The sequence below is a fragment of the Gilvimarinus sp. 1_MG-2023 genome, from assembly GCF_030548285.1.
Window position 1 is genome coordinate 627,922 of the sequence record NZ_JAUOSC010000001.1, and the last position, 23,640, is coordinate 651,561.

The following is a 23,640-nucleotide window of genomic DNA, read 5'->3' on the forward strand; positions in this document are numbered from 1 at the left end:
AGTCAGTGGACTTCTAGGGGTAAATACGCGGCTCTATCTCTAGTGTTACTTCAAACCGATCTTGTATCTCTTTTTGTATCGTGCGGGCAAGCGCCAAGACTTTTTCGCCCTCGAGCTTAGCCGGGTTGGTCAGGACCAAAGCTTGCTTATTGTGCACACTTACCCCATCCAAGCTACGACCTTTAAAGCCGGCCCGGTCGATCAGCCAGGCGGCGGCCAACTTTACGAGATCATCGCGTTGCGGGTAACCCACCACGCCTGGCTCAGCGCGGCGCAACTGCTCAAAGTGTGAACGGCTGATGACGGGGTTTTTAAAGAAACTGCCCACATTGGGAAGCGTGTTAGGGTCAGGTAATTTCTCTCGGCGGATATCGCAGACTACATCGCTTACCAACTGCGCGGTAATCTGACCAGGGGCTACCGACTCTAAGCGCTTGCGCAGCACGGGGTATTGCAGTTGTAGATCCGGGGTTTTACTAAGCTTAAACAACACACTGGTAATAATGTATTGGTCGCGCAGTGCCTGCTTAAAAACACTGTCGCGATAAGAAAACCCACAACCGTCCCGCGTAAAAGTTACCGGCAAGCAGCTATCGATATTCACCGCACTTAATTCTGCAAAGACCGACTCCAACTCGACCCCGTAGGCACCAATATTTTGAATGGGGGCGGCCCCTACCGTCCCCGGAATCAGCGATAAATTCTCCAAGCCGAACCAATTCATGGCAAGGCTATAAGTCACAAAGTCATGCCAGTTCTCACCGGCCTGTACCCGCACCCATAGATGTTTATCATCTTCTTTTTCGAGCTCTATACCCTTTAGGTTAATGTCCACCACCATGCCGGGAAAGTCGCCCGCCAACACAATGTTACTCCCCTCACCCAAAGGCAATACCGGCCAGTTTTCTGCGCGGGCAAGTTGGATGGCCTCGACTAACTCCTGCGTTGTCTTAACCGATACATAGGCCTTCGATTTGGCCGGAGCTGCCAATGTGTTCAAGCGAGATAGGTCGAATTCAGGGAGTATCAAGGGCATGGTGTTTCTCTTGTGGCTGCTGCGGCATCGAGCTGATGAAGCTCAGGTCAAATGTCGTTGGCGAATATCGGCGAGCAACCCCTCGGCGGCCTGCTCGATTAAGTCCAATACATGCTCAAAACCTTCATCACCGCCATAATAAGGGTCAGGCACTTGTGTTTGCGCGGTATCCTGAGCGTAATCTAAAAACAGGCTCAGCTGGCCGGTAAAGCCCTCTGGCCTAAGCGCCTGTAGATCCGACAAGTTGGCGCTATCCATGGCCAGTACATAATCGAAACGATCAAAATCAACCGCTTGCACCTGGCGTGCACGCAAGACACTGATATCAATTCCTCGTTCAGCGGCCGCTGAAATAGCGCGTTTATCTGGCGGGTTGCCCGTGTGCCAACCGCCAGTACCGGCCGAATCGGTGGCTACCACATCCTCGAGGCCAACCTTTTCCAGCTGAGCCTTAAACAGCCCTTCAGCGGTTGGAGAGCGGCAGATATTACCCAGACAGACAAACAAAACACTAACACTCATAGTGACTCCTAGTAAAAACGGCCGCCATTAAGCTTTCGAGGATAACAAAACGGCTTGAACCCGGGCCAGATCTTCCGGGGTATCTACCCCGCCGGGTACCGCGGCAACCGCATCCGCCAAATGGATTTTTTCACCGTAGGCCAACACTCGCAGTTGCTCCAAACTTTCGGTTATCTCCAGTACGGCGGGCTGCCAGCCGACAAAGCGATTTAATAAGGCCACCCGATAAGCGTAAAGACCTATGTGTCGACGAGCGGGAAAGTTTACCGGTAGAGCGAGATCACTATCCGTGTCTTTATCATCGCGCGGCCAGGGAATAGGCGCACGGGAAAAGTACAGGGCGTAGCCATTGCGATCACACAATGCTTTGACGATATTGGGATTGCGAAAATCGCCATAACTGGTCAATGGTTCACACAGTGTGGCAACGCTTGCCTGAGGATGTTCTGCTAAGTTTACCGCCACCTGATCAATCACCTGCGGCGGTAGTAAGGGCTCGTCGCCCTGCACATTAACGACAATCTCTTCATCGCCCAGCCCCAGACTTTGAGCCACTTCCTGTAAACGGTCGGTACCCGACACATGGTCAGCCCGTGTTATTAAGGCCTCACCGCCAAAAGCCTCTACCGCCTGTTTAACTCGGGCATCATCAGTCGCCACCAAGACCCGGCTCGCCCCGCTTTGTGAGGCGCGCCGGTAAACATGCTCGATCATAGGCTTGCCGGCAATATCGGCCAGCGGTTTGCCCGGCAATCGGGTGGAGCCAAAACGAGCGGGAATAACCACGGTAAAATTCATAATACAGGTCCTGAAGGCGCCGATGTTGAACTGTCTTCCAAGTGTTTAAGGGCGGCATCCAAGGCGGGCCAGAATTTCTTATCGATCACGGCATCTACTTCCAGTGCAAGCCAGTTAGGTGACGCAAAAGGCTGACATTTTACGGCGTCTTTGCTGGTCATCACCACCGGTAAAGGGGCTTTAAAGGCAAAGTTCGCGGCAGTAAATTGATGATGATCGGGGTATATGTGCGGTTGCGGAGCTAAATTTAAGCGCGCCAGTGTATCGAAAAAGCGCTGCGGGTTGCCAATACCCGCCACAGCGTGCACTCGGGTACCCGGGACTAGAGTATCGAGCGGTAGGCGCTCTAAGGTTTTGACCCGAAACCAATGCCTTGGCTGTAACCGCATATGATAAGCGCCGGTGGCGATATCAACCTCACCATCTAACTGAGTTTGGTTGGCAATGACAAAATCCACACTTTTTAAACGCCCAGGGGCTTCTCGCAGTGGTCCCACCGGCAAGCAGTGGCCATTGCCCATACCGCGGGCGGCATCCAGTACCGCTATTTCGATATCGCGCCCCAGCCGGTAGTGCTGCATGCCATCGTCGCTAAGCAGCAGCGTGCAACCGGACTGCACTAACGTATGAGCGGCGGCCACCCGGTTGGCATCAATACAAACGGCACAACCGGTGGCGCGCCAAATAGACAGAGGCTCATCACCGGCCTGTTCGGCGCTGGAGGCCGCGGTAATCACGTAAGGGTATTCAGGAGCGCGCGAGCCATAGCCGCGACTAATCACCCCAACCTTGTGCCCGCGTGACTGTAGGTATTGAACCAGAGCGATAATAACGGGGGTTTTACCGGTGCCGCCCACCGATAGGTTACCCACCACAATGACCGGCACAGGGATTTTTTTCTGGCAGTACTGACGGATAAAAAAGCGTCGAATAAAGCTGATGCCACGAAATAACCCTTCCAGCGGTAGCAGCCAGTAAACCCAGCGCTTACCACCGTACCAAGCCTCTAACCAGCGGGCTTCCCGGTCATTGTTCATAGTTTATTCGGCGCTGCCCTCTGGGCGACGTGTAGTGAGACTGAGATTAGAAAACCCCAACTGACCGGCGGTGTCCATTGCCCGCACCACATTCTCGTGGGCGGCCTTGGCATCGGCGGTAATGATAATACGCTGCTCGGTATCCCCACCGGACACCTCACTCAGTGCTGCACTCAAAGTCGCCGACTGGTTGTTCACCAAAGCTTGACCGTTGATGGCATAGCCGCCTTCGGCACTGATAATGATCTCCAAAGGTTCGCTAACCTCTGGTGCTGGTGCACCCACCGCTTCCGGCAGATCCAATTCTAAATGGGTTTCTTTGGTGAAGGTGGTCGACACCATAAAGAAAATCAACAACAGAAAAACCACATCAATCAATGGTGTGAGGTTAATAGAGTCTTCATCACGCGACTGTCTGCGAAACTGCACTATGCTTTCCCCGCTCAGCTTTTGGTTTTGACGTCGACACGACGGTCGCTGTGCAAGGCATCAACCAACTTAATGGCCTCTTCTTCCATGGTCACAACCAGCGAGTCGATATGGCGCTGAAAATAGCGATGGAAAATCATGGCGGGAATCGCGACACACAAACCCGCAGCGGTGGTGATCAGCGCCTGCGAGATACCACCGGCAAGCACACCGGCATTGCCCGTACCCTGCAGCATAATCGCGTTAAACACCTCGATCATGCCCAGTACCGTACCCAAAAGCCCGAGCAGTGGAGTAACCGCGGCAATCGTGCCCAGTATGCCGATAAAGCGCTCCAGCTCATGGATCACTTTATTGGCGGCCTCTTCGATGGAGTCTTTCATGATCTCTCGGCCGTAGCGCGAATTGGAAAGCCCAGCCGATAAGATTTCACCCAGCTGCGACGATTGCTTTAACTCTTTTAAGCGCTCGGCATTGAGTTCATTGTTTTTAATCCAACCCCACACCTGTGCCAAAAGATGGCGCGGTGCAATTTTATTGGGGTTGAGACTCCAGTAGCGCTCAGCGCTGATTGCCACAACGGCGATTGAACATAGAATGATCGGCAGCATTAACCAACCGCCAGCGGCAATCACTTCAAACACTCAGCAAACCCTCTTCAATGGTTTTATTATTGCCCGTTGTACAATTCGGGGCGTCAATTAGTAAAGGCGGTAGACTACCACAGTCCTAGGGCCTGTTAACACTAATTAGATGCCGACTGTTGGGCCTAAAAATTTGCCAATTAAGGCGCGAGGCCAATGGGTTATAGCGCCGGTTCACACTTGCTCGGCAAACTTCAACGCCAATATCGTTGCGCCATTTGACGCTGCCCGCGAATGATAAGTTCCCCCTGCGGCGTGCCCGTAACAATCACTGCCCCATCGGTGGCGGTATTATGTAAGTGGGCCCCCGCGCGCCGGTAACGCGCCACCACATCCTCATGCGGGTGACCGTGGCGATTGGCAAAGCCTGCCGAGAACACAACATAATTTGGTTGCAATGCACCTACCAACGCAGCACTGGAAGAGCTGCGACTGCCGTGATGCGGCGCGACGACCACATCAACCGCACCCACCTTTGCCGCTAAAGCAGGCTCCAGTGCCGCCTCGGCATCGCCTGGCAACAACACTCGATAACCGCGCCACTGCAACAGGACAATACACGAGGCGTTATTTCCTTGCGCGCCGTGCTGCTCGGGCAGCGACAGTATCTCAACGTCTAACTCACCCAGTTGCAAAGATTGTTCGGCATCACAGCGCTCTGCCCGCCCACTATCAGCGGCCTGCAAATACTGCAAGGGCTCGCCAATTATCAACCTTGAGACAGGCAACTCTTCGAGCAGCCCCGCCGCCCCACCGGCGTGGTCACTGTGATGGTGCGACACCACCAAAAGCTCCACACTCGACAAACCCAGACTGCGAATATAAGGGGTCACAATATCTGCCCCGGCATTGAAATTTTCCCCAAACCAAGGGCCAGTGTCGTATACCAACGCTTGCTGTTGCGACTGCACCACCACGGCCAAGCCCTGCCCCACATCCAATACCGTCATGGCAAAACCAGGTGGCCGTGCCGGTGGCAGGAATAAAGCCGAACTAACCAAAAGCACAGCCAAGCTCCTAAAGCGCAAACCCACCGGCAGAAGCAATAACAAACACCCCAGTGCCAACAGAATTAGCGCGCCGTCAGCCAACTGCAGGCGCAGAGTCGCCGCTGCGCCGAACCACTTCGTTATCGCCACTAAATGCTCCAGCCACCACCAGAGTACCTGCAAGCCTAAATCTGCCCCTTGCAACAGCCCGTAAGCCGCAGCGGGCCATACAAACGAACAGACAGCTGCGGCAAACAATAAGGGCACCACCCACACACTCACCAAAGCAATCGCAACAATATTTGCCAGCGGTGCCACCAGTGAAAATTCACCAAAGAACAATAACAAGGGCACCAATAATGCGACAAAAACTGCCAACTGCGAGCCAACCCAAGGGATCCAGCGCCGGCGGACAATCGGTTTTTGCCCAGCAAACATCAACAACAGACTAAATACAGCAATAAATGATAACCACAGCCCCGCATCCAGCACCGCAAGGGGATCCAACACACCCACAATGATCAGAGCTCCAGCCAAGACCTGCATGCCCGACAGTGGCATACCGCGCCAGCGCCAGAAATAAAATAGCAACAGCATAGCCAGGGCCCGCTGAGTGGGCAGCGCAAAACCTGCCAAAGCGCTGTAGACGATAGCCAGCAGTGCACCACCGGCAAAAGCCATATACACCGCAGGCCACGGACAAACAAGGCTCAAACATCGGCCCAACCACACGCCCAGGAAATAACCGATAGCCGCGGCTAAACCGACGTGCAAACCAGAAATTGCCATTAAATGATTGGTGCCGGTGGCGCGAAATAACTGCCACCGCTCATCACTAATGGCCGAGCGATCCCCCACCAATAGCGCTGCCAACACATCGTCGTTATTAACCTCTGCCCGAGCCAACCATTGGCGTAAATAATCGCGCGGGGAAGAAGATGTCGCCGCTTGTGCAGCCCCCCTAAGTGATATTCCATTGCGCACATAACCCACTGCACCTACCTGACGGCGCAGCTGCCAGAGTTTGTAGTCAAACCCCTGCGGATTTAAAAAACTGCGCGGCGGCTTAGCCCTCACCACCAACTCCAAAGGCGCCCCCGCTGGCAGACGCGCCAGCCAATCGGGAGCGCCATACCAACTAAGCTGCCAGCGCTGTGGCAACCCGGGGGCTTGCGTTTGCAAATCAAAACGCCAGCGCCGCCCTTGACGTTCAGCCTCATTGACTAAATGTCCTTGTAGCGTGATATCTTGCCCGGCCAGGTGATTCGGCAAAAGGTTGGCCGTTAACTGTAACCCGTGCCACACCGCTAATACCAAACCTAAACTCAATCCCAGCAACGCAGGACGGGCTGAGCGGTAACGCCAGGCAAGCATTAACGCGATGGGCACAGCGAGATAAATACCGATCAACGGGGGTAATTGGGGCGCCAAGGCAATGGCGAGTAAACTTGCGGTAAAGGCGATGGCAAATAAATACATATTCATCCTTGAATACGGGGTTTTGTGCCTTCAGTGTAGCAAGGGTTGCTCAGTTATGCGGTTATCGGCAATGAGAGATAGCGACCCGACACATTTACGGGTAAAATGCGCGCACTTTTGAGGTGAAGAAGTAACTATATGGCTCGCAAGGTAATAAGACGGTATCTACCTGACCCTGCCGCCTTCAAAGAAAAACCAGCCCTGCAGTTTTTAGGCGACCTGCTCCACGACCCTAATCTGTTCCACTTAAACCGTCACTCGGTTTCGCTGGCCTTCTTTTTTGGGGTGTTTTTTGCATTTCTGCCGCTTCCAGGACAGATGGTGCTTGCAGCCCTGTGCGCCCTTTGGGTGCGTTGCAATATGCCTATTACCCTCGCGTTGGTGTGGATCACCAACCCTTTGACCTACGCGCCGGTTTTCTTTGCCACCTACCAACTGGGCCGCTGGATACTGGATGCGCCCCCGCTCGAACGAACATCGGAACACAATTGGGCTTGGCTGCTAGAGGAGTTTTCACTGATTTGGAAACCCTTGATGCTGGGCTCGATTTTAACCGGCCTGGTGTTAGGTGGGGCCAGCTATATAGCGATGCAATTGTTTTGGCGCTGGCATGTCGTGCGCGCTTGGGAGCAACGCAAACGCACACGTCAAAACCGCGAACAATAAACTATTCGTACCGCAAGGCCTGGGCCGGTTCAATTCGCGCCGCTTTTAGCGCTGGATAGATGCTAGCCACCACACTCAACACCACCGCTGAGCCACAAATGTAAGCAACGTCCTGCCACAAAATTTGTGAAGGTAGGTAGCTGACTGGATACACATCCGAATGCAAAAACTGAATGCCGGTTAGCCGCTCTAAGCCGGCCACCGCCGAGGTAATAACCTGCGACAAAGCAACCCCTAAGAGCGCACCGATAACCGTTCCCAATAAACCAATGATCGCCCCCTGTACCACAAAAATACCGACAATATCACCACGGCGTGCACCTTGAGTACGCAAGATAGCTATGTCCGATTCTTTATCCACCACCACCATAACCAAGGTGGCAATTAAATTAAACGCAGCAATACCAATCAGTAGCAGCAGCAATAAAGCCACCAGCTTTTTTGACATTTGAATGGCTTGGTAAACATCGCCGTGAGTGCGCATCCAGTCGCGGCCGTAATAGCCCACCGGCAATTGCGCGGCAAGATCAAGAACCGTTTGGTTGGCTTTAAATAAATCTTTAACGGTAAAACGAATACCGCTGACCATCCCTGGATGCAAAGTTAGCTTTGAAGCCGCCATTAAATTCATCAGGGCGAGGTGTTGATCAACCTCTGTGCCGGAGTCAAATATATCGACTACAGTTAAAGCCACAGTATTGGGCGCGCCGCGAGCACCACCGCGCGGTACAATTAACGTGAGCCGGCCGCCCACATCAAGACTTAATTGTTGAGCTAGAGCGCCGCCTAAAATAACCGCTCGTGGATCATCGGCGAGAGCATCAAGTGCTTTTAAGCGCAAAAATTTATCGATGGTAGACGTTAGCCGCTCCTGCTTAGGTACTACCCCAAACGCCTGTACCGGCACCACTTTACCGCGCGCATTCATTAACCCCTCTAGACTGACATAAGGGGCGCTGGCAACGACTTCTGGGTGATCTTCTATTTGCGCCATAACAGCGCCCGGGTTTTTGATCCCACTGTAATTATAGATAGTACCCTGGGGCATCAATTGCAGAATTTGTTCGCGTAATTCGCGGTCAAAGCCATTCATCACTGACAATACAGTAATCAGCAAAGCCACCGAGATAATCAGCCCGCCCACCGACATGCGGGAGATAAAACTCACCAAATGACTGCCGCCTCTGGCCAAGGCGTAACGAGCACCCACCTTTACTGTAAACCGATTAAACACTCTGTTCGACCTGAGTGGCTGAGGGGGTTGCAGTCAATGTCCCTTCGTGCAAGGTCAGGGTACGATCCATTTGCGCGGCCAGGTTTAGATCGTGAGTCACAATAATAAAACTGATGCCGATGCGAGTGTTCAGCGATTTGATTAACGCCTGTATATCCGCTGCGGTATGAGTATCGAGATTACCGGTTGGCTCATCCATGAGTACGCAGGCAGGTTCTGTGACCAGCGCTCGGGCAATCGCAACGCGCTGTCTTTCACCGCCGGAGAGTGCCGATGGTTTGTGACCGACCCGGGACTCCAGCCCAACACTTGCTAACATAGCCCGGGCACGCTCTTGGGCTTGGGCTGGGCTCAGCTTGCCAATCACCAATGGCATGGCGACGTTTTCCAGCGCGGTAAATTCGGGCAGCAAGTGATGAAACTGATAGACAAAACCCAACGCCTGATTGCGCAGCCGCCCGCGGGCATTATCACTCAGGCCGGACAAGTTTTGCCCCGCCACACTCACCTCTCCCGTATCCGGAGTATCCAAACCGCCCAAAATATTCAGTAAAGTTGATTTGCCCGAACCCGAAGCACCGATAATGGCAACCCGCTCGGCGCGCTCAATGGCCAAATCAACGCCCTGTAAAACAGACACCGCCTCTGGCCCCTGGCGATAAGTTTTCGCCACAGATCGACACATAAGCACCGGTGAATTACTCATAACGCAAAGCCTCTGCAGGTTGTATTTGTCCGGCCCGCCAAGCGGGGTAACAGGTTGCCAGCAAACTCAAAATAAAAGCCGCCAGACAAATAATAAATACATCTGACAGGTACAACTGTGAGGGTATTTCACTGATGAAATAAACACTGGGGTCGAATACTTTAAGCCCCACCATGGTCTCAATCGCACTGACCAGAGCACTGATATTGAGCGCAACCAGAACACCCAAGACACCACCAATGGTGATACCCAAAAGCCCTACGCCTACCCCCTGCACCATAAAAATCTTAATGACTTGCCCTGAGGTCAGCCCCATAGTGCGTAAGACGGCAATATCGGAGCGCTTGTCGGACACCATTAACACCAAAGAAGAGACGATATTAAACGCGGCCACGGCAATTATGGTACTGAGCAAAATCCCTACAATCATTTTTTCCATTTTAACCGCTTGAAACAGACTGCCTTGACTGTGACTCCAGTCGGTTAGCGTCATATTTTGTTGCAGGTCTGTGGCCATTTCCGATTGCAATTGAGCCAGTACCCGCCCCGTCTGATAGATATCGTTTACCTCTACTTGCAGCCCAGTGGGTGCGCTTAATCGCAACAAACGCTGCATGTCGTCCAAATGCAACAAAGCCATGCGTTGGTCCACCGGCGCTCCGACTTCAAACACACCTATCACCTCGAACCGTTTTGCCCTTGGGTAGACACCTGCCGGGGTGATGCGTACCTCAGGCAAGGTGACGGTGACTTTATCGCCGGGCATCACCCCGAGCTGACGGGCTAACAACACCCCAAGCACAATACCAAAACGCCCCGGCTGCAACTGCTCCAAATCCCCGAGAATCATACTGCGCGCTACTTGTGACACCTCGGGCTGTAAGGTCGGCTCTACAGCGGCGTACTCAATTCCCGTGGTGCGTCTTGCGCTACTGGCCAGGGCATAACCATTAATACTGGGCGCCGCACCCACAACATCGGGGTGCTGCAAGACGTTTTGACGCAGCGCCTGCCAATCGTCTATTCCGTTTGGTTGCTCAATAAAGCCGTGTGGAACCACTTGCAAGACGCGGGATTTCATTTCCCGGTCAAAGCCATTCATTACCGAAAGCACCACAATCAGCGCCATCACGCCCAAAGCCATCCCCAGCAACGAGAAGCCACTGACGAAAGAGATAAATTGAGTGCGGCGCTTAGCACGGATATAACGCAAGCCGATCATTAGAGGGACGTTTTTTAACATTCGCGCATTTAACCTTAATGGCGGCACTATCACAAGAGACGCCGCTTGGCAGGCTGTGCTATTGTGAGATAACCGGTGTCGTGTTGGCGGAGAGATAACAGTGAAAGAACGTCGCGAATACTTCCGAATGGAAGTACAGGCCAGTATCAATATGGCAACCCTAGCGGGTAAACCCACAGAGCAGGCTGATCCTGCCAGTCATTTTTCTGCCAGCCCAGTGCTGCGCACCATGGCCGAACTTAAAAAGCTCGATGGCGATGCCATGCAGCTACAGCAGCAAATCAAAGTCAGTGATCGTGCCTTGGGCGAGTTTCTGCACGTTTTATCGCGCAAGATCGATGTACTGGCGATGTACTGCCTAACCAGCAGTGCCGAGGAATTAGGTAGCTACCACACCACAACACTCAGTGAAGGCGGCATCAGTTTCGCCTACTCCACCCCTGCCCAAGTGGGTGACTGGGTCGCCCTGATGGTGATCTTCAGCCACCCTACCATGGCAATTGCCTTACACGGCCAAGTAACACGATGTGAACCAGATCCAGACACAGGCTACCAACTTGCGGCAGAATTCAGGTACGAAAACAGCGCGCAACGTCAACAGATTAGCCAGCAGATTATGCGATCCCAGATGGAGTCCATCCGCAGCAGCAAATCTTGACCGCGCCCCTTTAACGTTTAGGAGACGCCAGATGAAACACCGGTATAGCGCTTTGCTGCTTTCATTGATAGCAACTTTTATCACAAGCACCAATGTCAGTGCCGACGTAGTGGAAATACCTATCGGCCAGCAAACCGAGCAAGCCGAGCTGAAAACCCCAACCACCGGTCAAACCAAAGACACCGTCGAGCAAGCGTTTGGTGAACCCGAGTACAAATCGGGGCCAACTGGCGAGCCCGCTATTTACCGCTGGGAGTATTCAGATTTTGTGGTCTACTTTGAAGATAACTGGGTAATTCACTCAGTGGTAAAATTTACCCCCAAGCTCACCAGCAGATAGAGCATCGTTATTAGAAACCGATGAGGTTCACAATATCGGCAAATAAAAAAGGCGACTCAATAGGTCGCCTTTTTTATTTGAGCGCTGAACGCTCGAGAACATTGCTCATGCTTTTTGAGTTTGGTAACAGTGGTCACCAGTTCAAAGTCTGAATCTGTGCCCTACCCAGTTAAAAGCTATAGTTGACCGACAGCCGGATATCACGCCCCGCCTCCCAAGGACCAACCACCAAGCCATAACCCTCTACCGCTGAATAATCCCCCACACTGGAGTGATCGCGGTAATGCTCGTCAAACACATTGATGATAGCGGCATTAAGGCTCAAGCCATTAACAACTTCCCACTCGGCAAACAGATCAACTGTGGTATAGCCTTCCTTTTCTAATTCATAGAGTGAGGGCAACCAACCTGCATCAAAATCTTGATAAAGTGTACCGATGGTTAAATCGTCAACGTAACCGATGTTAAACCCCGCTTTAAAACTCTCTACCGGACTGTACTCCAAACCCAGGTTCCAAGTGTCACCGCGGGAATTACCCAAATGTCTAAACTCATAGGCACTTAAATGAATAGTGCCAAAGTCTTGCGTATAAAAGCCCGCTTTGGGGTCGAACTCGGAGTCGACATTGGAGTAACCCATATGAGCATAGAAATCACCCAAAACGTAACCGAGATCGAACTCAACGCCACTGGTGTTTACCGTGCCCGCATTGTCGTAGAACGGGCCGCCGTAGAGTTGATCAAACATAGCGTTTTCAATTTCCGAATCGAAAATCGCTAATTTTGCATTCAAGTTTGACCCCGTGTACTCCACCGATGCTTCCACATTACTGACCGTTTCACCGACGATATCCTCAGCAAAGGGAGAACCTGCCGCTTCAGGCGTTTCAATGGTAAAACCATCGCCAATTTCTTTGCCTCGAAAGGCTTCAGCGTAACTCAAACCCAGCGCCCAATGCTGAGTCACTTCATACAATAGGCCGGCATTGAAGCTGACATCCGAGTCTTCAAATTCACCCGGCTCGCCCGCGGCCCCGGCCAGCACCTGCTGTTGGAATTCATAGTTGTCGTAGCGAACGCCATAGCTTAGTAACAACTGATCAGTGACTTGCGAGTAAGCCTGAACATAAGCGCCGAGCACTTCACCCTTCTCTTGTGCATACAAAGGGTCGCCACTATCGACCTGGTCATCGCGATAATCAACACCATAGGTCAGGCGATGATCGCCTATTTCGGTGGTATTTCTCAGATCAAAACCAAACGTAGCAATTTCGGTATACCAATCGAAGCGGCCACCTTTAAAGGATGAGACCGTATCGTATAGCGTGGCCTCAAGGTTTAGCGCCGGCCCCTGGTGTAGCGCATAATTAGCGACAACAGTGTCGCGCTCGGCCTTGCTCGGGTACAACAGCTCATCGGGCTGTACGTGCCAATTGGGGCGGCTGCTGAACATCGCCTCTTCCTCACGGGTTTCATAACTCAAGGAAAGATTTTGGTTCGAGCCAATCGCACCGCTGAGTTTCACAAAGCCCATATTTTGGTCGGATGCTGTGCCCAATACCTCGTCGCCATTACCGTCTTCAAAATTGTCGCGGCTGGTGTCGTTGTAATAACCCAGTAAACCCCAATCGTCGGTCAGACGGCCATAGAGACTGACATTGTACTGCTCGCCGGCATTGGTGAAATGGCTGGCACTGAGTTTGCCGCCAAAGGATTCATCGCTCGCTAGCAGGTCGTCAACACTTTTCGTTTTAAAGCGGATCGCACCACCAATGGTTCCGGCCCCACTGCTCGCCTCGCCGGCGCCCGCTTGAACATCCACCTGCTTTAACAGATTGGGGTCGATGCTAACCCGGCCAATATGATGAAACAGGGTTGAAGCTTGGGGCGCACCGTCGACAGTGACGTTAACGTAGTTATCTTCCAGGCCGCGAACATAGATTTTCTGCGCGATTCCGAGTGAACCGCCGACATTGACCGAAGGCGTCAAACGGAACACATCTGACAAATCGTTCGCCTGATAGGACTCTAATTGCTCCGAGGTGACCTCAAAGTTGGTTGCCTGCCCGACCACGGTAACCGTTTCAATGGTGCCCAGCTCGCTGTCATTGGCCAGAGTTGATGCGGACACACCGCTCAGCGCTGCAATAAACGCGGCGAGAATTCTTTTCTTTCCTACAGTAATCATAGACACCCTACGTTTAAGATAATAGAAGAACACATGATACTGATAATTATACTCATTTGCATAATTATCTCAAGCACCAGACGTAAGACTTCACAGCCCGCCAGTTAATGAGCCGACAAACCGTCAAGAAACGTAATACAAGTGGGCTTTTAGCCACGCACCTGCCACCCCTCAACGCAGTGTGCTACATTCGTTCTACTTCTAATAACCCTTCGGAAAACGGAGACAGCGATGAAACTCGAATCCCTTGCCCTGCATTGTGGCTATACATCAGAACCCACCACCAAGGCAGCAACCACGCCTATATATCAAACGACGTCTTATACCTTTGACGATACCCAGCACGGCGCCGATTTATTCGATTTAAAGGTCGCCGGCAACATATACACCCGTATTATGAACCCGACCAACGCAGTGCTAGAAGAACGCGTAGCAGCAATGGAAGGAGGAATTGCCGGCTTGGCCCTCGCCTCGGGCATGGCCGCCATTACCTACGCGATTCAATGCATTACCGAGGCCGGCGACAATATCGTCAGTACCAGTCAGCTGTACGGTGGCACCTACAATCTGTTTGCCCACAGCTTGCCGCGCCAGGGTATTGAGGTACGCATGGCCTCGTTCGACGACTACGACAAACTGGAAAGTCTGATCGACGACAAAACCAAAGCGCTTTTTTGCGAGTCCATCGGCAACCCGGCGGGCAATATTGTCGACCTACAAAAACTGGCCGACATCGCCCACAAGCACGGCGTGGTTTTAATTGTCGACAACACGGTCGCCACGCCCTTTTTGTGCAAACCTTTCGAGTACGGCGCCGACATCGTGGTGCACTCGCTGACCAAATACATCGGCGGCCACGGCACCACGGTAGGCGGCATGATTGTCGACTCCGGCAAATTTGACTGGGTGGCCAACAAAGCGCGCTACCCCATGCTCAACGAGCCCGACCCCTCTTATCACGACGTGGTCTATACCGAGGCTTTGGGTGAAGCTGCCTATATCGGCCGCTGCCGTGTCGTGCCGCTGCGCAATACGGGCTCTGCCCTAGCGCCCCACAGTGCGTTTTTAATCATGCAGGGTCTGGAAACTTTGGGCCTACGCATGGAGCGCCACTGTGAAAACGCACTGGCCGTGGCCAAGCACTTGCAAGCGCACCCCAAGGTAACCTGGGTTAACTACGCTGGGCTTACCGACAGCCCCTACCACGCCCTCAGCCAGAAAATAACCAAAGGGCAAGCGTCCGGCATTCTTAGCTTTGGTATTCAGGGTGGTAAGGAAGCGGGAACTCAGTTTATCGATGCGTTGCAGATGATTCTGCGACTGGTCAACATCGGTGACGCCAAATCTCTGGCTTGCCACCCAGCGACCACCACTCACCGCCAGCTCAATGAAGAAGAGTTAAAGTCGGCCGGGGTTTCTGAGGACTTGGTGCGCCTATCGGTAGGCATCGAGCACATCGATGATATTATCGCCGACATTGATCAAGCACTAGAAAAAGTCAGCTAACCCTCTGCAGCCGGCGCGAGATAACGCGCCGGCTATCTTTTCACTCCTCGCCATCACTCCTCAGAAAAAATAGTTGACAATATCAACCTTACTTTTATATAGTTGACATTGTCAACCATTGGGGCGAGACGATGACTACAAATATTGCTTTAAACGACACCCTTCATCGACTTATTCATATCTACAAAAAGCAGCTAGTACAAAACATTCGGGCTGAGGGTATAGCCCTGCCCATCACTCATATCCGCACTCTCAAAAGTATTCGCGCCTACCCTCTCAGCACGGGAAAATCGATTGCCTCTAGCCTCAATCGAGACAAGGCCCAGGTTGCCCGGGTACTGAATGATTTAATTGCCACTGGGTTTATTGAAAAGCAGCCAAACCCAGACGACAAACGCAGCCAACTGCTCGCACTCACGCTAACGGGAAACCAACTGCTGGATGAAATACAACGCATAGAGCAACGGGTCGGCATTCAATTAACCCGTGGTATCGACCCGCTAGCGCTAGAGCAATTTATGCAAACCTCCGCTCGCATCATAAAAAATGGGGCTGAGGAATCTGATCACAACCAGTGTGGGGATTAATATTATGGCAAAACCACCAGTCTTTGACTTGAGTGTCGAGCGAGTCCAGCAAGTCTCTCGTCATATGCGTCGCGTAACGCTCGGTGGGCAGGCACTTGAAGCCTTTCCCGCCAACCAAGCCAGTGCCTACGTTAAGCTGTTATTCCCACAGACCGGCAGCTCCCCGTTGATGCGAACTTACACTGTTAGCGCCCAGCGGACGGGGGAAATTGATATAGACTTCGTCTTGCATGATGCGCCGGGGCCCGCTGCCCAGTGGGCCAGCACGGCGCAGCCCGGTAGTCGACTATCGCTAGCAGGCCCCGGCCCCAAAAAATTAATCAACCACAATGCCGATTGGTTTTTATTGGCGGGGGATATGACGGCACTGCCAGCACTCCACGTCAACCTCGCTCAACTGCCGGCCCACGCACAGGGATACGCCGTGATCGAGGTGCCCTGCAACGAAGATATACAACCCCTAACCCACCCGCCCGGGCTCGAGGTGCACTGGCTGATCAACCCAACTCCCGACCCAGAGGGCAACCCCTTGCTCAATAAGGTGGCCACACTGCCCTGGCTACCCGGAAAAGTTGCCGTTTGGGCCGCGTGTGAATTCAACAGCATGCGCGCTCTGCGCCAGTATTTTAAACACCAACGCGAAATCGAAAAAACGCACCTATATTTATCCAGCTATTGGAAGCTGAGCGACAACGAAGACGGGCACAAACGGGCTAAACAGCAAGCTAACCTATCGCTCTAAGGCGACAGGTTAGCCGATAAAATTATACTTAGACTAGGCTGTGTTGATCGCAATAAAGGCTTCTCGCTCAGCAACCGAATTATCGATAGGCAAGCCACCGCGCATAGGACCGTTCATTAAAAAACAGGCCTAGGTTATGATGGTAACGATAAGGTGAATCAAGTAAAAACTCGGCGATCGCTGACGCATCAAAAAATCCTATACTAGATTAAATGACGTTAGTCTGTGGGCGATTAAGCTTTTTTAATAACCCGTATCAGCGCCAGCAGTATGACAGCCCCCACAGTCGAAGTGATTATAGCCCCAATGATACCTCCGGCCGTGATCCCCAAAAGACCAAACACAAAGCCTCCGACTAGTGCACCGATAATACCGACAATGATATTACCCAGTATGCCAAAACCTCCGCCTTTCATAAGAGTACCGGCCAACCAACCGGCGATGGCGCCTATGGCTAAAAAAATAGCTAATTCAGTAATACTCATACCTTAATCCTCTGTGATTATTGTTATAACAAGACTGCAGGAACAACAGTGCCATAGCCCCCGGGGATTGTAAATACGATATAAACGGTTGCTAGAACGCCCATAACCTGCAGGGACGACAACCACCAACACCATCGTTGGCCAGCACTTCAGCCCTGTACGGTTTTTCGCAAAATGGGCCTTCGAGACAGGCCAAAGGCAATTTTTGGCCTTTGTTTTTCTGCGGGCAAATGACTGCCAAAAAGCCTGTCCCAAAGTGCCAAGCAAGTGCCAAAGTTTTTATTGCGGTGCTCGCTTAAGCGACTGTGATGCAGTTGATGCCCGGCCGGGGAGATAAACCAGCGCTCTAACCGGCCAAAGCTGAGCCAAATATGACTGTGGCGAAGGTTGGCTCCCAAAAAGTTAAACGCAAAACCTAAAGCATCGACTCCGAGAATATCCCAACCACTTAGCTGGCCGCCAAACAAATATACAAATACACCGCTTACGCTGCCAAACACGAGTAAACCGCGCAGATAATAAAGTGTCATCTCAAACGGATGAACACGAAACAGGGTAAGCGGCGTAAGGCGGCGCGCACTGTGGTGAACTTGATGCAAGCGCCATAAGAACGGCACCTTATGCATGGTTCGGTGCAGACCAAACCGACTAAAGTCTTCCACCAAAAAAAAGCACAGGGTATAAAGCGCAGCGACCGTCATGCCCGACAGGGCAAACTCAGGAGCATTGCCCAGCTCTGATTGTAAACCTCTGGTTACCCACAAAGTGACCAGCAGATGACTGCCGAACAGCGGTATGACGATGCCGAGCCGCAGTAAACTGTTGGCAAATAAGTAGGCAAGGTCCACCAAGGTCGAGCGCCGCCACCAGTGACGCGGCGAGAATAACTGCACCATCGCCCGGCCCAGATGAAGTTTTTTATCTCGCCACTGACTGTATAGAATAACCAGCAACGCAATACCCAGCGCGCTGCACCAGAATAACCAGTACATTCTACTGGCGGCATCCAGCGCATAGCCAAATGGAACCAGTAACCACTGGCCCATTGATTGGATAATTGCGGCTAACTCGTTAGTCATTAAAATTGAACACTCACACCCGCTTGCACAAGGCGCGGCGCATTAGAGCGAGCACCAAATGGGCGGCGAGATACAATCTGTTGCTCATCGGTTATGTTCTCGACCACTAACTCTAACCGCCATGCCTCGTTCAATTGATAATGGGCGGAAAGGTCAATGGTCATGAGAGAGTCGACTGCATAATCGGGCTCAAGCGCTCCCTGCCCGGGTTGCTCACGCATCTCGCCATTAAAATTGAGTGCCAGCGACAACTGCCAGTTGATCGCTTCCAGAGCACCCTGTAGGCGCAGCTGATGCTCTGGGGTGTAAGGCAACTCATCCCCAGCCTGTACACTGCCCCATTGAGAAAAGCCCGAAATAAAATCCGATTGAAACGCACTTTCACTGTAGGTGTACACCAAACTAAACGGCACATCAATACGCTGGTTAATAGAGCTTAAGTAACGAGCGGTTATCTCCACACCGGCAATCTCGACAGCGCCGCCGTTAAACTCTTCGCCCACCTCACAACCGGTATCGGATACGCGGCACCGCCCCAACAAGTTTTTATAGTCGCTAAAAAAACCGATGGCATCCAGCGTTAACGCTCCTTCTCTATAGCGAACACCGTATTCAACATTGGTGCTTTGTTCTGGCTCAATCGATGAATCGGCACCGGGGCCTGCGGGCGAATAGCCCTGATTAATACCCGCTAAAATACCCACCGAGTCACTTAGTGCATAGAAAAAACCCGCACCGGGGGTTAGTACATCCTGGGTGTTGCTCACCTGACTGCCATCCACATGGTCAATCACCTCGCCCTCAATTTTCTCGGCGCGAGCACCCATATTAATTTTGAGTTTGTGCCAGGTAATTTCGTTACGCAGGGATAACGCTAAGGCATCGCTCTGGGCGTGATTGATCACTTTCGCGGGGCGATCAGTTACGCCATCAAACACCAATTCACCCGAGCGCATCACATACCCCGCCACCTGATGATAGCGGTCCACATAGTCGTGGTGATAGCGCAGCCCCACTTTGACATTATGGGCAAGTGTGCCAGTTTGCACTTGCCAGTGCACCTGCGAATCCACCCCCGACGAGCCATATTCACGCGCATTATTGGTAATGTCTAAGGTTTCTGAAAGGCGGTCACGCAAATCGATTTCACCCCGCACAATCGCCATGCGGCGGGTAAAAAGCTCGGCGTTAGACATCAAAGTACCCGCATCCAGCGCGCCGGCATAGGGGTTATCTACGCCGATGGTATCCGGAAGAAAACCATCAAACTTATTCCAAGCACGATCAAACCGGTTGATATAAGCGCGGTTAATCCACTGCACATTACCCGTATCCAGCGAATGGATAATATGCAGCTGGCTGTGCTCGGATGTAAATTCGTCTAAAGTACTGGCGCTGTAACGGCGCAGTGAATTCTCGGCAAAGTCTGCATCGGTGGTGCCCAAATACGTTTCATCGGAGGTTTCGTCGGCGTAGCCAAGCTTGATCACGAGGCTCTGACTAATATCGGCGCCGGCCGCCGAGTGCCAGCCTAATTTGGCATTGATGTCATTGCGTATAAAACCAGTATCGCCACCGCCATCGAGTTGCTTAAAGCCATCGGCCCCATAACGCAGCCCATCAATAGCAAACTGCCACTGACCGACACCATCGCTATAGCGTAAACGTTCTTTATGATAGCCGTAGTCACCGGCCGCGAGAGAGAGCTCACCACTGCGCTCGGTGGCGAGCGGCGCGGTTGCCATATTAATCGCGCCGCCCACGGTATGGGGGCCATACACAATGGCGGCCGGGCCTTTAAACACCTCAACCGCATTCATACGGTTTACATTAGGCACATAGTAAGCCGCCGGCGCGGAATACGGCGCAGGCGCTATCAATATACCATCTTCCATCAGGGTAATTTTTTGACTGCGCTCCGCAGTGGCACCGCGGATACCGATATTCGGGCGCAGCCCAAAGCCGTCTTCTTGACGAATATAAACCCCTGGCACCTGTGCCATTAGATCACCCAAATCCGTGGTATCAAATTCGGCAATAGAAGTTTTATCGATATAACTGGCGGAGCCGGTGCTTGTACGCACAGCCTCTTGACCACCGGTCACCAGCATTTCTTCAATCAATGGCATCGGTTCAGGGAGTTGTTGCGCCTGTACCGCAGGCGTCAATACACACAGTGCCAATGCACTTAAACGGGTTGGTTTAATCATTGTCAGACTGCCCCCTGTCCGGTAAATCCAAATTCACAATGGTAATAAAATCGGTACGCAAACGATCGGTAATGCGCTTTAACAAACCATGCAGCTGACACGCTGGGTAGGCAGAATTAACCTCGGGATTGGCAGCGGCATTTAGACACTCGACTTCACCACCCATTGCCAATATTCGCTCACTTTGTGCCAGCAGTGGTTCATTGATTGATTGGACTAAGTCGATGGCGGCATCAATGTCTTGATTAAACGCATCGGCAATATCGGCAAAACCCTCGGTGCGAATAATATCGGCAAAGCCGAGAGCCTCTCCATTAAAGGCGCGCTTAAAGCCCACAAGATTGCTGTGAATATTATCGTTAGAGATTTGAGCATAAGGCGACTCGACAGCGTCGGGGCACGCTTGCGCCGAGCAGTCGAGATGAATAGACAGTGGCACACCGAGCTTGGCGTCTTTAGTGGCAAGCTCAATGTAAAACAATGCATCGGATAAAGCCTTTAACGACGCCTCGTGATTGGCAGGCAGAATAAACTCATAGCGATAATCTCCAGCGTCGCAGCGCCACGCTTGCTCCAACTCAGCCACGCCTGCCTCTACGTCTTCCGCGAGTAGCTGTGCGTACTGACAACGCTCTAATTGACGATCAGCTTCAGCGCGTTCATTCCAGCCTTGAGTTTGTGGAATTTGCGCAGGGCATGTGTGAGCGAGAGAGTCATTAAAAAGCAGATACTCAATCGCCGCTAAGCCCCGCGAATTAAAGGAACGAGAGGTCAGATCAAAACTATTCCCTTGGGCTAAGACCACAGATTGGTCCACGGCACAGCTAGAAAAAGAGGCGCTGCTAGCGTAGGCATAAACTCGATTGCGCAATGCTCCGCCATTAATTGCCGCCGGGCCGACCTGAAACAACTCCGCGTGCTGCCAGCTGGACATAGTGTTGCGCCATTGCGCACGAGCGTCGTCTAGCCTGGAGGCCATACTGGCTGAGTCTGCCACACAATATTGAGCTATATCGTCGGCCAACTTTTGTGCATTCGCACGACTTTGAGACAGCTGTGGAACGATGATGTCATCGACATAACTCGCCAGCATTTGAGTGTAATCGAACTCGGCAATTTCTTGTCCTGCCTGTTGGTTGCTGTCACCTTCACCGGCACAGCCACCCAAAAGTAGGCTCAATAGACAGCTCATCAAAATAGGTTTTACAGTCACCTTCTACTCTCCTTAAACGCAAAAAGGCGAGAGCTTTTGCCCTCGCCGTATTCTGATAGGCTTTACCGGTTTTACCAGCTTTCGACGTTTTCCTCATCAAAACCATAAGCCGAACGCAGTAAGTTGCGGATATGGGTTAAATCTTCGATGTACTCGTCTGTGCCACCGCTAAAAGCAACCCCAGCTTGAGTGCCGTCCGCCAGAACAGGGGCATCACCCATACCGTTCAAAATTAAGCGCAAACTATCCACACTATCTTGGTTGATGGCAAAAGGTGACTCGGGGCTAAACTGTAAACCCAGAGCAAAACCTTTCATTTCACCCCAGTGTTTGGCGAGGTTTTTAAAGTTGTCTAGGCTGGCGAATTTACCATTTTCGAATTCACCCATATCGGCAATCACATCGTTGATATAATGCACAACCGTAGCGGCAATACACTTTTCCCATACCACCGCCGCCGTACTAATGTGTATATCAAGCTCGTTTTGTTTCTGAGTTGTCATTTCACCCGCAGCAGAAGCTTGAGCTAAGATATGACGACCGGCCACAAAGGCGTCAAAGGCTTCTTGAGTAAAGTCGGTGGGGTTGGGGTTGCCTGCCGTGCCGACATCTCGTTTGGCACAGTTTACTGAGTTACCAAAGTTGTATTCACTGCGGATATCAATTAAGCCATCACCATTGGTGTCGTGATAGCCGTTTTCATAATCGACGCGACCGGCAGAGGCACGAAGCTCAGCATCGGTGTAATCGGCATAATCGCGCGCCGCACCAAAATAACCAAAAGCTTCGTCCCATTTATGCTCGGCATTGGTGTAAGTGTAGCCTTCTTCTGAATCCAGAATATTGGCAAAATCAGACTGCAAGTAATCACCGGTTCCCTGTGAAAAGCTAACCGCGCCCAGCAAGAACTTTTGAATTAGCTGAGCGTAATCTAAACCTTGTGCACTCACTGTAACAGTATCGAGCGGAACATCACCGGTCACTGTAGGAATCTGCGGCGTTACGCCGTCGGTAACATCAGTGGCAAGTTCTGCGATTAGGTAATCTACCAACTCGACCGGCAGCGGATCGGTATCCATACCGGCTTGCCAACCAAAGAAGTCATTGACTAAGGTGCCAGTCTCGCCGCCGCCTGCACCGTCACCACCAGCGATTTTACCCACCAAGTCTTTACCGCCGGCAATCGCACCATAGGTAAATTGGCTGGCGTCGTTCTGTGGCAGCAAACTCTCACCGTCAAGGGCAAACGCCGGCACTAAGTCATCAGAGGTCGCAGCATCGTAGCGAAAATAGAAATTCAACTGAGCTTCTACATCCGCCGCAGCGTCCTCCGTTAGCCCAGCCATTTCTGCAACCATATCGCTTATCAGAATTTGGCGCTTAGTTTGGCCTGTGTAGGACACCGTATCTTCGCTCTGTGCATTACTAAATTGATAAGCGCTCGGGGCCTGATCGTTACCTTCGTCGCCACTGCTTGGCTCATCGACAGTGTTGCCATTATCAGGGTCGGGAACCTCAGCCACAGGTTCCGGGTCACTACTGGAACCGCCACCACAGGCGACCAACACCAAATTCACCGACAAGATAAGTAAGACTGTAAGTAAACGTAAACCTTTCATAGTTCTCCCTTTTATGATTTTGTACAAAACCTAACAGATGTCATTGATTTTGATTCTCATTAACTACTGATGCGCACCTTAACCCAAATGAGATGCAATCGCAAACAGTTTAGAAGTGTAAATTTATACCAAATAAGAAAGCCCTATCAGCAATACCTGCGGGTATGCTTGTTCTGTAAGCACGCGTAATGATGAACGAGCCGTAGGCAATAAGTAGGAGCAAAAGCCGT

At 52.0% G+C, this 23,640-nt stretch carries 22 protein-coding genes; 6 read left to right on the top strand and 16 right to left on the bottom strand.

Annotated elements, in window-relative coordinates:
- Positions 1–13 precede the first annotated feature (13 nt).
- From murB to Q4563_RS02775, 7 genes are all read right to left on the bottom strand, one after another.
- Positions 14–1,036, bottom strand: coding sequence for a UDP-N-acetylmuramate dehydrogenase (murB, locus tag Q4563_RS02745; RefSeq protein ID WP_303603505.1), 1,023 nt, complete (start codon positions 1,034–1,036; stop codon positions 14–16).
- Positions 1,037–1,078: 42 nt separating this feature from the next.
- Positions 1,079–1,558 carry a low molecular weight protein-tyrosine-phosphatase gene (locus Q4563_RS02750; RefSeq protein WP_215977728.1) on the bottom strand — a complete coding sequence of 160 codons (480 nt, stop codon included), beginning with the start codon at positions 1,556–1,558 and terminating at the stop codon, positions 1,079–1,081.
- 27 nt (positions 1,559–1,585) lie between these two features.
- Positions 1,586–2,356: a 3-deoxy-manno-octulosonate cytidylyltransferase gene (gene kdsB, locus Q4563_RS02755; RefSeq protein WP_215977729.1), complete on the bottom strand. Its 771-nt coding sequence runs from the start codon at positions 2,354–2,356 to the stop codon at positions 1,586–1,588.
- Positions 2,353–3,393: a tetraacyldisaccharide 4'-kinase gene (lpxK, locus tag Q4563_RS02760; RefSeq protein WP_303603506.1), complete on the bottom strand. Its 1,041-nt coding sequence runs from the start codon at positions 3,391–3,393 to the stop codon at positions 2,353–2,355. The genes kdsB and lpxK overlap by 4 nt, the downstream gene beginning before the upstream one ends.
- A gap of 3 nt (positions 3,394–3,396) precedes the next feature.
- Positions 3,397–3,822, bottom strand: coding sequence for an ExbD/TolR family protein (locus Q4563_RS02765; protein WP_215977731.1), 426 nt, complete (start codon positions 3,820–3,822; stop codon positions 3,397–3,399).
- Positions 3,823–3,836: 14 nt separating this feature from the next.
- The gene (locus Q4563_RS02770; RefSeq protein WP_215977732.1) at positions 3,837–4,466 is read right to left on the bottom strand and encodes a MotA/TolQ/ExbB proton channel family protein; all 630 of its coding nucleotides are present in this window, start codon (positions 4,464–4,466) and stop codon (positions 3,837–3,839) included.
- 194 nt (positions 4,467–4,660) lie between these two features.
- On the bottom strand, positions 4,661–6,934 hold the full coding sequence (locus Q4563_RS02775; RefSeq protein ID WP_303603507.1) for a DNA internalization-related competence protein ComEC/Rec2: 2,274 nt from the start codon (positions 6,932–6,934) through the stop codon (positions 4,661–4,663).
- A gap of 138 nt (positions 6,935–7,072) precedes the next feature.
- Here Q4563_RS02775 and Q4563_RS02780 point away from each other — a divergent pair, with 138 nt between their 5' ends.
- Positions 7,073–7,600, top strand: a complete 528-nt coding sequence (locus Q4563_RS02780) for a DUF2062 domain-containing protein (RefSeq protein ID WP_215977734.1) — start codon at positions 7,073–7,075, stop codon at positions 7,598–7,600.
- Position 7,601: 1 nt separating this feature from the next.
- Here Q4563_RS02780 and Q4563_RS02785 read toward each other — a convergent pair whose 3' ends face one another.
- The 3 genes from Q4563_RS02785 to Q4563_RS02795 are packed head-to-tail and all read right to left on the bottom strand — an operon-like array spanning position 7,602 to position 10,783.
- Complete coding sequence (locus Q4563_RS02785) at positions 7,602–8,834, bottom strand: lipoprotein-releasing ABC transporter permease subunit (protein WP_303603508.1); 1,233 nt, start codon at positions 8,832–8,834, stop codon at positions 7,602–7,604.
- On the bottom strand, positions 8,827–9,540 hold the full coding sequence (gene lolD, locus Q4563_RS02790; protein ID WP_303603509.1) for a lipoprotein-releasing ABC transporter ATP-binding protein LolD: 714 nt from the start codon (positions 9,538–9,540) through the stop codon (positions 8,827–8,829). The genes Q4563_RS02785 and lolD overlap by 8 nt, the downstream gene beginning before the upstream one ends.
- Complete coding sequence (locus Q4563_RS02795) at positions 9,533–10,783, bottom strand: lipoprotein-releasing ABC transporter permease subunit (RefSeq protein ID WP_303603510.1); 1,251 nt, start codon at positions 10,781–10,783, stop codon at positions 9,533–9,535. The genes lolD and Q4563_RS02795 overlap by 8 nt, the downstream gene beginning before the upstream one ends.
- Positions 10,784–10,883: 100 nt before the next feature.
- Here Q4563_RS02795 and Q4563_RS02800 point away from each other — a divergent pair, with 100 nt between their 5' ends.
- Positions 10,884–11,441: a PilZ domain-containing protein gene (locus Q4563_RS02800; protein WP_303603511.1), complete on the top strand. Its 558-nt coding sequence runs from the start codon at positions 10,884–10,886 to the stop codon at positions 11,439–11,441.
- Positions 11,442–11,472: 31 nt separating this feature from the next.
- The gene (locus Q4563_RS02805) at positions 11,473–11,781 is read left to right on the top strand and encodes a hypothetical protein (RefSeq protein ID WP_303603512.1); all 309 of its coding nucleotides are present in this window, start codon (positions 11,473–11,475) and stop codon (positions 11,779–11,781) included.
- A gap of 169 nt (positions 11,782–11,950) precedes the next feature.
- On the opposite strand, the gene Q4563_RS02810 is transcribed toward Q4563_RS02805, so the two are convergent.
- Positions 11,951–13,969 (bottom strand): TonB-dependent receptor domain-containing protein, encoded by a 2,019-nt coding sequence (locus Q4563_RS02810; RefSeq protein WP_303603513.1) that lies wholly within the window; start codon positions 13,967–13,969, stop codon positions 11,951–11,953.
- Positions 13,970–14,200: 231 nt separating this feature from the next.
- Between Q4563_RS02810 and Q4563_RS02815 the strand changes: the two genes are divergently transcribed.
- The 3 genes from Q4563_RS02815 to Q4563_RS02825 all read left to right on the top strand — a co-directional run bounded on the left by Q4563_RS02815 (position 14,201) and on the right by Q4563_RS02825 (position 16,804).
- A complete protein-coding gene (locus tag Q4563_RS02815) occupies positions 14,201–15,475 on the top strand; it encodes an O-acetylhomoserine aminocarboxypropyltransferase/cysteine synthase family protein (protein WP_303603514.1) in 1,275 nt (424 codons plus the stop codon).
- A 131-nt stretch (positions 15,476–15,606) separates the two neighbouring features.
- A complete protein-coding gene (locus Q4563_RS02820) occupies positions 15,607–16,062 on the top strand; it encodes a MarR family winged helix-turn-helix transcriptional regulator (protein WP_303603515.1) in 456 nt (151 codons plus the stop codon).
- Positions 16,063–16,066: 4 nt separating this feature from the next.
- Positions 16,067–16,804, top strand: a complete 738-nt coding sequence (locus Q4563_RS02825) for a siderophore-interacting protein (RefSeq protein ID WP_303603516.1) — start codon at positions 16,067–16,069, stop codon at positions 16,802–16,804.
- Between the two features lie 233 nt (positions 16,805–17,037).
- Here the strand turns inward: Q4563_RS02825 and Q4563_RS02830 are convergent, their stop codons facing one another.
- The 5 genes from Q4563_RS02830 to Q4563_RS02850 form a co-directional block, all read right to left on the bottom strand.
- A complete protein-coding gene (locus tag Q4563_RS02830) occupies positions 17,038–17,289 on the bottom strand; it encodes a GlsB/YeaQ/YmgE family stress response membrane protein (RefSeq protein ID WP_303603517.1) in 252 nt (83 codons plus the stop codon).
- Positions 17,290–17,438: 149 nt separating this feature from the next.
- Complete coding sequence (locus Q4563_RS02835) at positions 17,439–18,368, bottom strand: sterol desaturase family protein (RefSeq protein WP_303603518.1); 930 nt, start codon at positions 18,366–18,368, stop codon at positions 17,439–17,441.
- Positions 18,368–20,578 carry a TonB-dependent receptor family protein gene (locus Q4563_RS02840; protein ID WP_303603519.1) on the bottom strand — a complete coding sequence of 737 codons (2,211 nt, stop codon included), beginning with the start codon at positions 20,576–20,578 and terminating at the stop codon, positions 18,368–18,370. Before Q4563_RS02840 ends, Q4563_RS02835 begins: the two co-directional genes overlap by 1 nt.
- Positions 20,571–21,791 carry an imelysin family protein gene (locus Q4563_RS02845; protein ID WP_303603520.1) on the bottom strand — a complete coding sequence of 407 codons (1,221 nt, stop codon included), beginning with the start codon at positions 21,789–21,791 and terminating at the stop codon, positions 20,571–20,573. The genes Q4563_RS02840 and Q4563_RS02845 overlap by 8 nt, the downstream gene beginning before the upstream one ends.
- 71 nt (positions 21,792–21,862) lie before the next feature.
- The gene (locus Q4563_RS02850) at positions 21,863–23,410 is read right to left on the bottom strand and encodes a DUF4856 domain-containing protein (RefSeq protein ID WP_303603521.1); all 1,548 of its coding nucleotides are present in this window, start codon (positions 23,408–23,410) and stop codon (positions 21,863–21,865) included.
- Positions 23,411–23,640: the final 230 nt, after the last annotated feature.